We start from the raw sequence: 15,063 nt of genomic DNA on the forward strand, positions 1-15,063 counted from the left end.
ATCCTCCCTGATGCGTCAGCGCAGCCGTTGCGCGGCCACGCCTGAGTCCAATGCAGCGCGAACGCGGTCGGCCGCAGCCGGCAGTGTTTTCTCGCGGCCCAGATGCCAGAGCACCAGGGCGCCTGCGAACACCAGACTGTCGTAGGTCGGGCCGGGCTCGCCAGCCAGCGCGCGGCGGCCGGCATCGGCAGCGGCCTGTGCGGTGGCGCGCACATCCACCGCGATGGCAATGTCATCGCCGGGGCGATTGGCGGTGGGCAGATCATCCGGCAAGGGCACGGCGCGCGCGGACTGCTCAATGCCCAGGGCGGCCGGGTCGATGTCGAACGACTGCTCCTCGCCCATCTGATGGTAGTTGAAGCACACGCCGGCCTGGCGAAGGGACGGGATCACGCCACCTTCGACACCACGAACCAGCAGGGCCGAGTCGAAATCGGCATGCCGCGCGAGCAGGGCATAGATGCGCGGATAGGGCTTGTGGACATAGCCGGTGACCAGATGTGTCTTGCGTCGCCCTTGAATGGGCTGGGCCATGACCTCCGTGGTGGTAATGACCTGGCGCTTGACGATGGTTGAGCGCAGGTCGACTAGTGCGTGCAGTTTGGGCGCGAAGGCGCGTTGGTCGACATAGGTCCAGCCAAGGGCCGGATCGGACAGGCGCCGAGCAGCATCGTCAGGCGACAAGTCGACCGGGATGCCGGCTGCCTCAAAGACATGCCGCGCGGTCACGCCGAATTTGGGGCCAACAGCATCCACGCCATGGCTGACGGTCGGTACGCCGCACTCAGCCAGCACAGGTGCCAGAAAGGGCGCCGCTGGCAGACAGCGATTGTAGCCGTCGTAGGGGTCGGCAATGTCCACCACGTCATCGACATCGGCCACCGCGCTGTCGGTGATGCCGCGAATCGCGTCCAGCACGCCGCGCATTTCGTCGTCGGTCTCGCGCTTCATGCGCAGTCCGATCAGAAAGAGCCCAGCCTGCACCGGGTCGATCTCGCCATCAAGAATGGCGCGCATGCCGATGCGGGATTCTTCCAGTGAAATGTCCTTGGACAGTTCCGGGCCGGTTGCGATGCGCTGAATAATGGAGCGCATGGTCTTTTGCGTATCGTTCATGTTTGTCAGTCCTGCGTCATGCCGCCGGTAATGATGCGCTGGCACAGCTTGCGTCCGCGCTTGGTATCTAGAGCTGAATTGTTGAGATGTCTGCCTATTTTGGGCCGGGACCTCATTAATGTTTTCTAATCCGCGCGGATTGTCAGGGTTGGCCGGGCGCACTTCAAGCTGAATCGCGAAACCGGCGGCTGAGATCGCCATAGGCGTCGATGCGCCGGTCGCGCAGAAAAGGCCAGGCGCGTCGGATCTGTTCGCTGTGGCTGAGATCAATCTCGGCAATTAGCAGCGCGGGCGCATCCTCAGGCGCCCTGGCAAGCAACTCGCCTTGAGGGCCGCAGACAAAGGAGCTGCCCCAGAACTGGCTGCCGCCGCCCGGTGCGCTGGCTTCGGCCTCAAAGCCCACGCGATTGCAGGCCAGCAGGGGGAGCCCGTTGGCGATAGCATGGCCGCGCTGCACCGTCATCCAGGCCTCGCGCTGGCGTGCCTGCTCGGCGGGTGAATCCTCCGGATCCCAGCCAATCGCAGTCGGATACAGCAGCAGCTCGGCACCGGCCAGCGCCATTAGGCGTGCCGCCTCAGGGAACCACTGATCCCAGCACACCAACACGCCAAGGCGCCCAATGCTGGTGTCGATGGGGTTGAAGCCAAGATCGCCGGAGGTGAAATAATACTTTTCGTAGTAGCCAGGATCATCCGGAATGTGCATCTTGCGATAGCAGCCGGCAAGACGCCCGTCGGTATCCAACACCACCGCCGTGTTGTGATACAGCCCCGGGGCGCGGCGCTCGAACAAGGATCCAACGATGACCAGACCATGCCGACGCGCAGCCACGCCGAGCCACTCGGTCGTCGGGCCTGGCACGGGCTCCGCGCGGTCGAATCCCGTCATGCTTTCGCGCTGGCAGAAATAGGGCCCGTTGTGCAACTCTTGCAGCAACAGCAGCCCGCAGCCCGCCTGCGCCGCTGCCTCGATATGGTCCAGAATGGCCCTGCGGTTGGTCTCGGCATCACCGTGATCCCGATCTTGCGCCAGGGCAAGCTTGATGACGCGCGCTCTGTCCGGGTTGGATTGCATCTGCTTGGTACTAGTAATTTTTGACAATGTTTTCGAACCCACGAGATTGCGGGAATTAAATGTCGCGTTCCTCGGCTTCCTTCAGAAGGCGTTGCCGAAAAGAGGTGCCAAGACGGAATCCGTGCAAGGGCGGTTGGGAAACTCACCAGCATCATCCTGCCTGAGAAACTGAGCGACAGCAAAGCATCGCTCAGCGGACATCCAGCTCAGGTTGGTCAGCGATGCGATAGCCCATCGCCCGATATCCCCGTTGGCGTTTGTCCCACATGCGTCGCAGTGCTGGATGCCCGGCATCGACAAAGTCGATAATCCGCACGTCGGTCTTGTTGGCATGCTCCCGGTGCAGGCGGCCAGCATATTGCTGGAGTGTCCCCCGCCAGGACACCGGCATCGCCAAGACCAAGGTATCAAGCGGCGGATGGTCGAAGCCTTCCCCGACCAGTTTTCCCGTGGCGAGTAACACTCGAGGGGCATTCGGCGAGAGCGCATCAAGCTCGGCGATCAAGGCGCCGCGCTGCTTTTTCGACATCCGCCCGTGTAGCACGAAGACTGATGGAACCTTGCCGGCCAGTGCAGCATGGATGGCATCCAAGTGGCCGGTGCGCTCGGTCAACACCAGAACCTTGCGTCCCTTATCGAACGCCTCGCAGATGGCATCGGCGATCGTCTTGGTCCGATCTTGGTCATTGGCCAGGTGACGAAAGACCTCCTGAATGCCCGCTTCCGGCGGCAGGTCAATGCCCCCGGACAGCTCGTGCGGCACCACGGCAAGGTCATGCGGGGCGCCTGCGGGCTGTGTCGCCGTATATCGGATGGGACCACACTGCATGAAGATAATGGGCTGTTGGCCGTCGCGGCGGATCGGCGTGGCGGTCAGGCCCAGGACGTATTTGGCTTTGACGCGTTTGAAGATGTCCTCGAACGAGACCGCGCCGATGTGGTGACACTCATCCACGATGACCTGACCATAGTCTTCGACGCAGGCGTTGACCTCACCCTGCCTCGAGAGCGACTGCATCACGGCAATATCGATCTGGCCGCTGAGCTTGGACTTTCCGCCGCCGATGGTCCCGATCACGCCCTTGCCGACGCTGAGAAAGAATCGCAGACGTTCCCGCCATTGGTTGAGCAGGTCCGTTCGATGTACCAGGATCAAGGTGTTGATACGGCGCTCAGCGATCATCGCGGCGGCGACGACCGTCTTGCCGAAGGCCGTTGGCGCGCAGAGAACCCCGGTGTCCTGTTGTAGCATCGCGGTGACGGCGTCGGTTTGGTCGGATCGCAGGGTGCCAGCGAATTCGACCTCAATAGGCTGGCCCGAACACCGCTCGTCGTGAAGTTCGCTGTCGATGGCGTTGTCCTGCAAGAGCTCCAGCGCGGCATCGAGACAGCCGCGCGGCAGCGCAATATGCTGCGGGTAGTTTTCCGCACAGCCGATCACGCGGGGCTTATCCCACACCGAGAGGCGCATGGCCTGTGCCCGGTAGAAGGCCGGGTTTTGAAAGGCGGCGAGGCGGATCAGCCGGTTGGCCAGTGGCTGCGGCAGTTGTGCCTTCTCGAAATAGAGCAGGTTGGCCAGGGTCATGGTGATGCGCTTGGGCATCGGTGCTGGCAGCGCTCTGGCCGCTGGTTCGGGTCGCTTCCAGGGCTTCGCCTGGTCTTCCTCATCGATGAAGGCGATATCCAATGGATGCATCCCACCGCCACCGCGCAGGATGGTGGGCTCGATATCCCGTGGCGACATCAGTCTTATCGACGCCAGGTAGGCCCATTGGTCTGGATACGCGCGCCAATTGGTGTCGACGAATAGGCTGCACTGGTTTTCTCGCGGTTGCTTTTGCAGTGGCAAGGCAATCAGGTTGCCGAAACCGCCCTTGGGTAGCTTATCCTGGTTTGGGAAAAGTCGGTCGTAGGAAGTCAACTCGAGCTGACGGGTCCGGGCGCAGGTGTGGCTGATCAGGGTCGTGCCAAGACGACGGGCCTCGTGTGCTGGCACACGGTTATCGAAGAAGATCCAGGCATGCGCCCCTTGGCCGGAGCGCGAGATTTCGAGCGCGACGGGAACACCGAGGTCCTCGCAAGACTGGGCGAAAGCAAGCGCATCGGCACGCCAGTCAGCTTTGTCGAAATCGACCGCGAGAAAATGGCAGGTGTCATCTTCCAGCAAGGGATAGATGCCCATCGTGTGCTTGCCCGCCAGGTGGTCATAAATGACTTCATCGGTGATTGGGATCAGCGCGCGATGGCCACAGTCGGCGCATTTGATGCGCGGTTTGTCGCACAGGCCCGCGCGCCATTCGTTGGCGCACGCTGGTGTATAGCCTGATTTGCCGCTGCTCTTGCTCTCCCAGCGGACCGGAAAGACATCGTCGCGGCCCCGGAAAAGCCGACGAAACAGCGCCACTTTTTCGCGCGTTGACAGCCTCGGAGTTTCCCGCTCGGAGGCGGGGGAATCGGACTCGGCAGGCTCTCGCCACTGGATTCCATGGGCTTCCAGTAGCGCGATCAGGCGCGCATTCTCGGCCCTCAGCGCGACAAGTTCATCCTGCTCAGCCATCGGGCCTACCGTTGACGAGCCTATCGCTGGCGAGGCAAGTGTCCCGACTCCTTGCATTAGCGAGATTGGCGTCGTCGGGGTTAATGTGGCTCGAGGGGGCTGTGGGTTGCTTGGTCGCCATAACGGGTGGCCTGGGTCGAATCAGCGTGATCTCGTATTGGATTTCAAAGCGGTGCGTGACACAAAATGCTTCATTCGCAAGCAACCAAGACCGCCATGGCAAGCCCGCAAGCGAGGCTGATCCAGCTGGCGCAGGCGATCAGGGCGAGCGCGCATCGCAGGTCGGATGCATTCAGGTTGGCCCGCCATTGCGGCGCGCCCATGAACAGATCGCTGACCAGTTTACCGTGCCGGTGGATGGGGCCGAGCAGGCGTGCGCGCAGTGCGCCAGCGCAGGCGGCTTCGCTCCAGCCGGAATTTGGACTGGGCAGCAGGGCATGCTGATGCCAGGCGGTGGTGAGCGCGAGCTTTGGGTGCAGGGGCTGGCCACCGAGGCGCAAGACGGCTGCCGCGAGTGCGATGAGCGGCGCTGATAGCCGCGCTGGCAGCCAGTGGATCAGGTCATCCGTGCGGGCGGCGAGGGTGCCGAAGCGGCAATAAAGCGCGTTGCGGTAACCGACCATGGAGTCGAGCGTGGAGATCGCCTTGACCAGAACCAGTCCGGGCAGGCCGAACAGGCAGAGCGCCCAGAAGGGTGTAAGGACGGCATCGGTCAGATTCTCGGCCAGGCTCTCGATGGTTGCGCGCACGATGCCGTCGGTTTGCAGCGGCTCGGTGTCGCGACCGACCAGGCGGCTCAGCGCGCGGCGGGCACGCGGCAGGTCATGCAGTTGCTCCAGCACGCGCCGGCCGTGGTCCAGGAGGTCGCGGGTGCAGAGCAGGCTGTAGGCGAGAAACAGATCCCAGCCCATGGCGAGCAGCGGATCGACGGCGGCCAAAAGCCAATGGGGCAGCCACCAGCCGGCGAGCGCGGCACCGATCACCAACAGCCAATGCAGCGCGCCGCCGCCATATCCCTTGAGTCCGCTGTCGAAGAGCCGGTGCTCAAGGCGCAGGCTGAATGCGCCGAGCAGCCGGATGGGGTGCCAGGGATAGTCAGGATCGCCAAGGGCGGCGTCAAGCAGCCAGACGGCGAGCAGCAGGGGCCAGGGGAAGGTGTTCAGCGGCGGGCTCTCAAGCGTTCAGGGAGCTTGTTGAACACTGGGATTCGCATGATTTGCATCGGCATCGCTCAGCGCCCAAGGTAGCACATAGCTTTGCCCCTCGATCTGCGCGCTGATTGCGCGAATGCCGTAGATGTCCCGCAGCCGCTCGGGGCTTAGCACTTGACCGGGCGGGCCGAGCGCGACGGGCTCGCCCTGGTGCAGCAGCAGCAGCCGGTCGCAGAAGCGGCTGGCGAGGGTGAGGTCGTGCATCACAACGATGGCGGCACGCCCTGGTGGGTGCGTATCGGTTTGCTCTGCGTCGCCGCTGCTGTGATGAGCGCTGTTCTGGCTGCTGTTTGGGGTGCTGTGGCCGACCTCGTTCTGCGCGCCGTGGCGGTCGCTGGCGGTTGTGCCGGACTGACAATAGTCGCGCAGATAGCTCATCACCTTGAGCTGATGCAGCGGGTCGAGCGCGGCGACCGGTTCGTCGGCGAGCAGCAGTGGCGCCTCGACGGCCAGTGCCCGGGCGAGCCGGGCGCGGGCGCGCTCGCCGCCGGAGAGTTCGGTCGCGCGGCGGGTTCGTAAGTGCCAGATGTCGGTGGTGCGCAGGGCTTGATGGATGGCGCGTTGGTTGTCCGCAGTCGGACTGCCTGAGGCCCAAGGGGCGACGCCGCGCCAGGTCGGGTGATAGGGATGTCGTCCGAGTGCGACCAGATCCTCGACCCGGATCGGCCATTGCACGCGGTCGTCCTGACTGAGATAAGCCAGCCGGCGGGCGCGCTCACGCGGGTCGAGCGTGTTCGTATCCTGCCCGAGCAGGCGAATCCGGCCGGCCCAAGCGCCACCAACAGCAGTGGGCAGCAGTTGCACCACGGTCTTGAGCAGGGTGCTCTTGCCAGCGCCATTGGGGCCGATCAGTCCCAGCAGCTCGCCTGCCCTCAGTTGCAGCGAGACACCGCGCAGCAGGCTGCGCCCGCCAAGCTCGACCGAGACGTTTTCCAGTTCGAGCAGGATCATGGTAAATCTGCCCGCGCGCGCCACACTAGCGCCAGGAAGAAGGGCGCGCCGATCAGTGCCGTGACCACGCCGAGCTTGAGCTCTTGCGATGACGGCAGGTGTTGGTCGAGCAGCCGCAGGCCGATGTCGGCGGCCAGCACCAGCGCCGCCCCACCAAGCGCGCTGGCGAGAATCAGCGGTCCCGGGCGATAACCGACCCAGGGCCGCAGGATATGCGGCACCACCAGCCCGACGAAGCCAATGGCGCCAGTGACGGCCACGGTGGCGCCGACGCTCAGGGCCGACCCGGCAATGATCAGCCCGCGCAGTCGCCCCAGCGACACGCCAAGACTGGCTGCTTCCGCCTCGCCCAGGGTCAGCACTTCAAGTGCGCGTCCACTGGCGAGCAGCAGCGCCAAGCCGAGCAGCACGAAGGGCAGGCACAGCAGTACGTCATCGAAACTGCGATCACTGATCGACCCGAGCAGCCAGAGCACCATGTCCTGCACCGCATTGGGGTTAGGCGCGAGATTGAGCGCCAGGGAGGTCAAGGCCCCGGCCCAGGCCGAGAGTGCGATCCCGGCCAGAATAAGCGTGAGATTGGACGAGCCCGCCCGGGTCAGCGCATAGAGTGCCAGGGTCGCGAGCAAGGCCAGCCCCATGGCCGCTGCCGGTAACAGCCACAGGCTGATGGCGGTGGCGCCGAAGTAGAGCGCCAGCACCGCCCCGAGCGCCGCGCTCGCGGAGATGCCGAGCAAGCCGGGCTCCGCCAGCGGGTTGCGCAGCAGACCTTGCAGCGCCGCACCCGAGGCACCCAGCGCCATGCCCACCAGCCAGGCCAGCAGTACCCGCGGCAGGCGAATCTGCTGCACAATCAAGCGCTGCTCCTCCGTGCCCTGGCCCAAAAAACCCGCCACAACCTCGGCTGGGGACAAAGGCGCATAGCCGATGGTGAGCGATGCCAGACTCAAGCCCGCCAGCAGGAGTGGCAGGGCAAGCAGTGGCAGGCCGGCGGCTTGCCGGTCGTCGGTTGCCACGGGAGAAGGCGCGGAGTCAGCTTGTATCACGCTGGTTCAGATACGGGCGACAAATCGCCTGGGAGTGAAAGTGCTGGCAAGGTTCGGTTGGGAGTTTTTGCATGATCTGTCATTCGGATTGCCAATTCATGCAAATATTCGTTTAAGTCAGCAGAGGTTCGTTAGGCACGCAGAGGCAAAAAGACGAGTTGCGCCGATTGGCCCATCCTAGTCGTCTGGAGCATGGACCACCAGGATGTTTGAACGCATCACGGGTTTTTCTGGCGATATCCCTGCGCAATGACCTCGGCCGCCTGTAGCAACTCGAGCCCACCACAGCCCCAGCCGTTGGCAGGCAGGCCGATGCTGGGGGTGCTGGTGAGCAGGTGGCGCAGCAGCGGATGCCGGGCGACGCCGGAGGCCTGTATTGGCTGATCCTGATCGAAATAGCCGAGCAGGAAAAGATTGGGCGGTGCCAGGACGAGACGCTCGAGCGGGAGCTGACCCCAGCCACGGATGTCCTGCTCGCTGGCGAGGTTGGTCAGGCCCAGGCGCTGGATGAGATCGTCGACATAGGTGCCGCTGCCGGCTGTGCCGCCGTTTGGGCGCAAATACAGGGCACGCTGGTTTTCTGTCCTTTTTTCTGTCTCTTTGTCTGGCTGCGCGCTGCGCTGATAGGCCGACATCTGCTCGGCCAGCGCTTTCATGCGCGCATCTGCGGCTGCGGTGACTTGCCGGGCCTTGTTCGCGCGGCTGATGCGCTCGCCGGTTTCTTGCGCGCTTTTCAGTGCATCTTCCCAATCGCCGGGATAGGGGATCTTGACGATTTCGATCCCCTGGCGTGCGAGCAGCTTAGCGTGGCGCTGACCGCCCCAGCCGGCATAAGCCAGCACCAGATCGGGCTTCAGTGCCAGCAATTCCTCGATGCTGCCGCGATGGCTGGGATAGGCCCGCGCCTGTGCGGCAAGCTCGGTTTGCTCCAGCCCACTGCTCTGGCGCGACAAGGCCAGCACTTGCTCTGGCGCGGCCAGGCGCAGCAACAGCAGGTCGGCGCACAGGTTGGTGCTGACCAGGGTTGGCAAATCGCGCGCAGTCTCGGCGCTTGCGGGCGCCACAAGGACGCTGATTAGCAGCGCAAAGGCTGCTACGGCACGGAATTTCGGCGCGATCCGCTCTGGTCTAAGGATCATACCCCAGCACCGGTGCCAGCCAGCGCTCGGCCTGCTCGAGCGTCATGCCCTTGCGCTGGGCGTAGTCCTCGACCTGATCCTTCTGGATGCGCCCGACGCCGAAGTAGCGTGACTCGGGGTGGGAGAAGTACCAGCCGGAGACGGCCGCCGTGGGTAGCATGGCGTAGCTTTCGGTGAGGGTGAGGCCGATGCGCTGATCGGGCTTGAGTAGCTCCCACAGGGTGCCTTTTTCGGTGTGATCCGGGCAGGCGGCGTAGCCGGGGGCGGGGCGAATGCCCTGATATTTCTCGGCAATGAGGGCGTTGTTGTCGAGCTGTTCGTCGGGTGCATGGCCCCAAAGCTGCGTGCGCACAATCTGGTGCAGGCGCTCGGCGAAGGCTTCGGCCAGGCGGTCGGCCAGCGCTTTGAGCATGATGGAGTTGTAGTCATCGTGATCGGTCTCGAAACGGGCGATGTGCTCGTCGATGCCGACCCCGGTGGTGACCGCGAAGCCGCCGATCCAGTCCTGGGTGCCGGAATCCGCTGGGGCGATGAAATCGGTCAGGCAAAGATTCGGTTGGTTCTTGCCGGGGGCGCGGAACATCTGCTGGCGCAGCATGTGCAGGGTGGCCAGTGGCTGTTTGCGGCCTTCATCGCTGAAGAGCGCGATGTCATCGTCATTGACCGATTGAGCGGGGAAAAAACCGCACACGGCGCGGGCGGTGAGCCACTGCTCCTTGACCAGGGTTTCCAGGAAAGGCTTGGCATCCTCGAACAGCTTGCGCGCCTCCTGACCGACGACCTCGTCATCGAGAATCGCTGGATACTTGCCGGCCAGCTCCCAGGCGTTGAAGAAGGGCGACCAGTCGATGAAGTTGACCAGATCGGCCAGCGGATAGTCGTCGATGGTCAGGATGACGCCATCGCCTTGGCGCTCGACCGTCAGTTTCCAGTCCGGCTGGTCAAGGCTGCCGATGTCGAATTTCGGCTCCAGAATCTGCGGGCGCGGTGGCTGGTAGCCTGCCCAATCAATACCGACCTTATTGGCCCGCGCATCGCCAATCGGCATCGACTTGCGCGTCCCGCTCTTGGCTTCGCGCTCGACGCGCAGGCGCTCGTAGTCGGCAGCGATTTGAGCCACATAGCTGTCGCGCTGGGTCTTGCTGAGCAGGTTCGACACCACGCCGACCGCGCGCGAGGCGTCCACCACATAGACCACCGGATGCTTCCGCTGCGGCGCGATCTTCACCGCCGTGTGCAGCTTGGAGGTGGTGGCGCCGCCGATCAGCAGTGGGATATCAAAGCCCTGGCGTTCCATCTCCTTGGCGACATGGACCATCTCGTCGAGCGATGGGGTGATCAGGCCGGACAGGCCGATCATGTCGACCTTTTCCTCGCGTGCGCGCTTCAAGATGGTCTCGGTCGGCACCATGACGCCGATGTCGATCACCTCGTAGCCATTGCATTGCAGCACCACGGCGACGATGTTCTTGCCGATGTCGTGCACATCGCCTTTCACCGTGGCGATCAGGAACTTGCCATAGCTGGTGCCGGCCATGCCGGAGGCTTCCTTCTCGGCTTCCAGATAGGGGAACAGATAGGCCACGGCCTTTTTCATCACCCGCGCCGACTTCACCACCTGGGGCAGGAACATCTTGCCCTCGCCGAACAGATCGCCGACCACATTCATGCCGGCCATCAGCGGGCCTTCGATGACCTCCAGCGGCTTGTCGGCGGCGGCGCGCGCGGCCTCGGTGTCCTCGTCGATGAAGTCGGTGATGCCCTTGACCAGGGAATGCTCCAGGCGTTTCTCGACCGGCCAGGAACGCCATTCCTGATCCTCGGCCTTCTCGGCGCTGCTGCCGTCGCCCTTGTACTTGGGTGCGATGTCGAGCAGGCGCTCGGTGGCATCCGCGCGGCGGTTCTGGATCACATCCTCGACCGCCTCGCGCAATTCTTCCGGCAGATCATCATAGATGGCCAACTGCCCGGCGTTGACGATGCCCATATCCATGCCGGCCTTGACGGCATGGTAGAGAAAGACACAGTGAATGGCCTCCCGCACCGGATTGTTACCGCGGAAGGAGAAGGACACATTCGACACGCCACCCGAGACCAACGCATGGGGTAGCGTGCGCTTGATTTCGCGGGTCGCCTCAATGAAATCGACCGCGTAGTTGTTGTGCTCCTCAATGCCGGTGGCGACTGCGAAGATGTTGGGGTCGAAAATAATGTCCTCGGCAGGGAAGCCGACCTGCTCGGTCAGCAGCTTGTACGCCCGGGTGCAGATCTCGACCTTGCGCGCCTGGGTGTCGGCCTGGCCGACCTCGTCGAAGGCCATCACGATCACCGCGGCGCCATAGCGCCGGCACAGCCGCGCCTGCTCGATGAATTTGGCCTCGCCCTCCTTCATCGAGATTGAGTTGACGATGGCCTTGCCCTGCACGCATTTCAGCCCGGTCTCGATCACCTCCCATTTGGAAGAGTCGATCATCACCGGCACTCGCGCGATGTCCGGCTCGGCGGCGGTCAAATTCAAAAACCGCTTCATGGCGGCGACCGCATCCAGCAGCCCCTCGTCCATGTTCACGTCAATCACCTGGGCGCCATTCTCGACCTGCTCCACGGCGACACTGAGCGCGGTGTCGTAGTCGCCCTCTTTGATCAGCCGCTTAAAGCGCGTCGAGCCGGTGACATTGGTGCGCTCGCCGACATTGACGAAGAAGCTGTCCTCGGTGATGTTGCAAGGCTCGAGTCCGGACAGGCGGCAAGCGGGTGCGATCTGGGGCGCCTGACGCGGCGCCATGCCAGCGACGGCTTCAGCGATGGCGCGGATGTGATCGGGCGTGGTGCCGCAGCAGCCGCCGATAATGTTTAAAAAGCCGCTGCGCGCCCACTCGGACACCTCTTTGGCCATGTCCTCTGGCCCGAGATCGTAGCCGCCCAGCTCATTCGGCAGCCCGGCATTGGGATGCGCCGAGATCTGGCACTCGGCGATGCGGGAGAGTTCCTCGACATAAGGCCGCAACTCGCTTGGCCCGAGCGCGCAATTCAGCCCAATGCTGAGTGGCTGGGCATGGCGCAGTGAGTTGTAGAAGGCCTCGGTCGTCTGCCCGGTGAGGGTGCGCCCGGACTGATCGGTGATGGTGCCCGAGAGCATGATTGGCCGCTCGACACCGTCCTGATCGAACACCTGCCAGACGCCAAAGGCCGCAGCCTTCGCGTTGAGCGTGTCAAAAATGGTCTCAATCAGCAGGATATCGACCCCGCCTTCGATCAGCGCCCGAGTCGCTTCGGCATAGGCGGTGACCAGGGTGTCGAAATCGACATTGCGGAAGCCCGGGTCGTTCACATCCGGCGAGATAGACGCGGTGCGATTGGTTGGCCCCAGAATGCCGGCGACAAAGCGCGGTTTCTCAAGTGTGGAAGCCTCATCCGCCGCCTGCCGGGCCAGCTTCGCGGCGGCCAGGTTGATCTCATAGACCAGCTCCTCCATGCCATAGTCGGCCATGGCGATGCGGGTGCCGTTGAAGGTATTGGTCTCGATGATGTCGGCGCCGGCAGCCAGGTATTCCGCATGGATGCCCTTGATGATCTCGGGCTGGGTCAGCACCAGCAGATCGTTGTTGCCCTTGAGATCGGACGGCCAGTCCTTGAAGCGCTCGCCGCGATAAGCGGCCTCGTCGAGCTTGTGGCGCTGGATCATGGTGCCCATGGCACCGTCGAGAATGAGGATCGAGCGCGCGAGGCGCTCCTGAAGGAGGCGGGAATTGTCAGTCATAAGTATATTTTGCGGAGGATTTCTGGCGCTGGATTGTCTAGGGCTGGGCCAATCAGGATGATCCAGAGAGGCCGGTCCAAAGGCTGGGCCACTGCGGCGAGTCGGGCGCAATAGCCAATGCCGAAGCAAATGGCGCTCGGCTGCTATAACACTCGGTTTTGGCACACCGCAATGAGGCGTGGGACGCCTTAGCAATGGCGTGCGCGGGGGAATGAAGCCTGGTGGAGCCGAGGGGGATCGAACCCCTGACCTTCGCATTGCGAACGCGACGCTCTCCCAGCTGAGCTACGGCCCCGATGGATCTTGTCGGGCGCTGAAGGCCGACGATTGACCCACAAGCCTAACCCGGGCGGGGGCTTGGTGCAAGCAACTCAGGGTTGCGTTTATATAAAGTGTTCGATCTGTCTTTTTTTTAAGCGTTAAGGGTGCGCGTAACGGGTTTTCTCGCGGGTTTCGTTGGCTCTGCCGCCATGGTCTGAGGCATGGCGGTCAGGCCATTTTCAACTCCATCCCCTCAAACGCCCCAGTGGCGCACCTGGCCGGTGTCGAGATGAACAAAGTCGGACCTCGGGTAGTAACCCACGCCGCCGCGGCTCAGCTGAAGAGCGGCATTACAAACGCTCGGGGTGGGAGTTTCGGCAAGGCGTATGTCGAGGGCGCGTCCGCTCATGTGCAGGCTCCGCTTGGCGACGCCCCCTGATTTGCGCCGAAGCATGGCGTTGGTCTGTGGGGACCGATAGGCGCTCAAAATCTCGAATAGACTGCCATCCTGGTCGAGACGTTCTTGCAGATCGTACAGGGTGTCGAACAATCGCGGGTCGATCGGCGTTTGCTCGCCGGTTCGGAAATCTTTCAGGAACTCATTGAGCCGCGCCAAGGCGCTGCGGTGATAATAGCTGCCGGTGCGGTAGTCGATTTCGAGCCGCTCTTCTGTATGCAAGTGGTGGAGTCGTAGGCAACGGGCCTGCGGGCGGCGCTTGGCGGCGAATACAGATGTGGCTGTTGTCGACAGCGCGAACCCCAAAAAAAACCTTCGGTTCATTATCGATCTCTCCAGTAAAAAGATGGGCGCCTTGGTCAGAAAAACTGATCAATCAGCATTGTTGCCTTCGCGTAGGGTCGGCAAAAAATCCTCACCACGCCGAAACGCACGCGGATTGCGTCCGCACCTTTGCAGGCAGCGGCCAGCAACGAAGACAGGAGCACTGGCCTGATTGATGGTTGACCTTTGGCGATAAACCTCTAAACTTACTTAACAAGCGTTGCCAACTTGCTAGTCTAAAACAATTTATTTCACCGATGGCAGGAATAATAGCACAAAGCTGGAAAACCGGGAGGGGCAGGCACCCATGAAAATCGCTACCGTTCGTCGCTTTCTTGCGGTCCGGCGGAGCGCGAAGGCCCGTTGTGTCTTTATTTCAGCGGGAGGACGCATGCGCAATCGGACTTTGCTGATGCTGATGGCCGCCACTGCCGTCGCGAGCGCGCCGCCGGTGGTGGTGGCGGACGTGTTCAAGTATGTCGACCAGGCTGGAAACGTGGTGTTTTCCGACAAGCCACTGAAGACCACTGGCCTGACGCTCGAGTGGAAACGCGCAGGTCAGGCGCTGGTGGCCGAAAACCGTGAGCAGTCGGAGCAGTTGCGCGAGCGCCAGCGCGAGGCGGCGGAGAAACTGGAAGCGCGGCTCGCGCTGAAGCGCCATCAGTGGCTGGGCCGCTCGCCCTTGTGGGGCTCTGCAAGCGGAGGGCTGACCCGTGCCAAGCCTGGTGCATCGCTCAGTGAAAGGCGTTCGCATTATCGCGCGTTGATCGACAATACCGCGCGCCAACACCAGCTCTGGCCCGAGCTGCTGCATGCAGTGATCCGCACCGAATCCGCCTATCGCGCGGATGCCATGTCTTCGGCCGGGGCCTGTGGGCTGATGCAGCTGATGCCGGCAACGGCTGAGCGTTTCAAGGTGCGAAATATCTGGGACCCGGCCGAGAATATCCACGGTGGTGCGGCTTATCTGCGGTTTTTGCTCGACCTGTTTCACAACGACCTGCGTCTTGCGCTGGCGGGCTATAACGCCGGTGAAAATGCGGTGAAACGCTACGACAATAGCATTCCCCCTTATCCTGAAACTCAAGATTATGTCCAAAAGGTATTACGGTTCTTGCATGCCGAGCGCAAAGCGTTTCGTTCCTGACAAGCGCAAACCATTGGCG

Annotated in this window: 10 protein-coding genes and 1 tRNA gene; 1 reads left to right on the top strand and 10 read right to left on the bottom strand. The window is 62.9% G+C overall.

Annotated features, from left to right (window positions below; translation table 11 throughout):
* Window positions 1–15: 15 nt before the first annotated feature.
* The 10 genes from Thiosp_RS03125 to Thiosp_RS03170 form a co-directional block, all read right to left on the bottom strand.
* On the bottom strand, window positions 16–1,116 hold the full coding sequence (locus tag Thiosp_RS03125) for an anthranilate phosphoribosyltransferase (protein WP_201066069.1): 1,101 nt from the start codon (window positions 1,114–1,116) through the stop codon (window positions 16–18).
* Window positions 1,117–1,279: 163 nt separating this feature from the next.
* Window positions 1,280–2,191, bottom strand: coding sequence for a carbon-nitrogen hydrolase (locus Thiosp_RS03130; RefSeq protein ID WP_207188036.1), 912 nt, complete (start codon window positions 2,189–2,191; stop codon window positions 1,280–1,282).
* A 190-nt stretch (window positions 2,192–2,381) separates the two neighbouring features.
* The gene (locus Thiosp_RS03135; protein WP_242518486.1) at window positions 2,382–4,748 is read right to left on the bottom strand and encodes a TOTE conflict system archaeo-eukaryotic primase domain-containing protein; all 2,367 of its coding nucleotides are present in this window, start codon (window positions 4,746–4,748) and stop codon (window positions 2,382–2,384) included.
* A 191-nt stretch (window positions 4,749–4,939) separates the two neighbouring features.
* Entirely contained in the window at window positions 4,940–5,911 is a 972-nt protein-coding gene (gene cbiB / locus Thiosp_RS03140) for an adenosylcobinamide-phosphate synthase CbiB (protein ID WP_201066167.1), read from the bottom strand.
* A gap of 18 nt (window positions 5,912–5,929) precedes the next feature.
* Complete coding sequence (locus tag Thiosp_RS03145) at window positions 5,930–6,910, bottom strand: ABC transporter ATP-binding protein (protein ID WP_201066065.1); 981 nt, start codon at window positions 6,908–6,910, stop codon at window positions 5,930–5,932.
* Window positions 6,907–7,926, bottom strand: a complete 1,020-nt coding sequence (locus Thiosp_RS03150) for a FecCD family ABC transporter permease (protein ID WP_201066064.1) — start codon at window positions 7,924–7,926, stop codon at window positions 6,907–6,909. Before Thiosp_RS03150 ends, Thiosp_RS03145 begins: the two co-directional genes overlap by 4 nt.
* Before the next feature lie 248 nt (window positions 7,927–8,174).
* Entirely contained in the window at window positions 8,175–9,095 is a 921-nt protein-coding gene (locus tag Thiosp_RS03155; protein ID WP_242518484.1) for an ABC transporter substrate-binding protein, read from the bottom strand.
* The gene (metH, locus tag Thiosp_RS03160) at window positions 9,085–12,855 is read right to left on the bottom strand and encodes a methionine synthase (RefSeq protein WP_201066063.1); all 3,771 of its coding nucleotides are present in this window, start codon (window positions 12,853–12,855) and stop codon (window positions 9,085–9,087) included. Before metH ends, Thiosp_RS03155 begins: the two co-directional genes overlap by 11 nt.
* Window positions 12,856–13,074: 219 nt before the next feature.
* Window positions 13,075–13,150, bottom strand: a tRNA-Ala gene (locus Thiosp_RS03165).
* Window positions 13,151–13,369: 219 nt separating this feature from the next.
* The gene (locus Thiosp_RS03170) at window positions 13,370–13,897 is read right to left on the bottom strand and encodes a YcbK family protein (RefSeq protein ID WP_201066062.1); all 528 of its coding nucleotides are present in this window, start codon (window positions 13,895–13,897) and stop codon (window positions 13,370–13,372) included.
* Window positions 13,898–14,288: 391 nt separating this feature from the next.
* Between Thiosp_RS03170 and Thiosp_RS03175 the strand changes: the two genes are divergently transcribed.
* Window positions 14,289–15,044 carry a lytic transglycosylase domain-containing protein gene (locus Thiosp_RS03175; protein WP_201066061.1) on the top strand — a complete coding sequence of 252 codons (756 nt, stop codon included), beginning with the start codon at window positions 14,289–14,291 and terminating at the stop codon, window positions 15,042–15,044.
* The last annotated feature ends 19 nt before the right edge of the window (window positions 15,045–15,063 follow it).

This window comes from Thiorhodovibrio litoralis, assembly GCF_033954455.1.
Taxonomy (GTDB): domain Bacteria; phylum Pseudomonadota; class Gammaproteobacteria; order Chromatiales; family Chromatiaceae; genus Thiorhodovibrio; species Thiorhodovibrio litoralis.

What these genes read in the sequence shown, in the direction of transcription:
- metH (WP_201066063.1), bottom strand. Translation starts at nt 12,855, where the DNA reads ATGACTGACAATTCCCGCCTCCTTCAGGAGCGCCTCGCGCGCTCGATC.
- Thiosp_RS03155 (WP_242518484.1), bottom strand. Translation starts at nt 9,095, where the DNA reads ATGATCCTTAGACCAGAGCGGATCGCGCCGAAATTCCGTGCCGTAGCA.
- Thiosp_RS03175 (WP_201066061.1), top strand. Translation starts at nt 14,289, where the DNA reads ATGCGCAATCGGACTTTGCTGATGCTGATGGCCGCCACTGCCGTCGCG.
- Thiosp_RS03135 (WP_242518486.1), bottom strand. Translation starts at nt 4,748, where the DNA reads ATGGCTGAGCAGGATGAACTTGTCGCGCTGAGGGCCGAGAATGCGCGC.
- Thiosp_RS03125 (WP_201066069.1), bottom strand. Translation starts at nt 1,116, where the DNA reads ATGAACGATACGCAAAAGACCATGCGCTCCATTATTCAGCGCATCGCA.
- Thiosp_RS03145 (WP_201066065.1), bottom strand. Translation starts at nt 6,910, where the DNA reads ATGATCCTGCTCGAACTGGAAAACGTCTCGGTCGAGCTTGGCGGGCGC.
- Thiosp_RS03170 (WP_201066062.1), bottom strand. Translation starts at nt 13,897, where the DNA reads ATGAACCGAAGGTTTTTTTTGGGGTTCGCGCTGTCGACAACAGCCACA.
- Thiosp_RS03130 (WP_207188036.1), bottom strand. Translation starts at nt 2,191, where the DNA reads ATGCAATCCAACCCGGACAGAGCGCGCGTCATCAAGCTTGCCCTGGCG.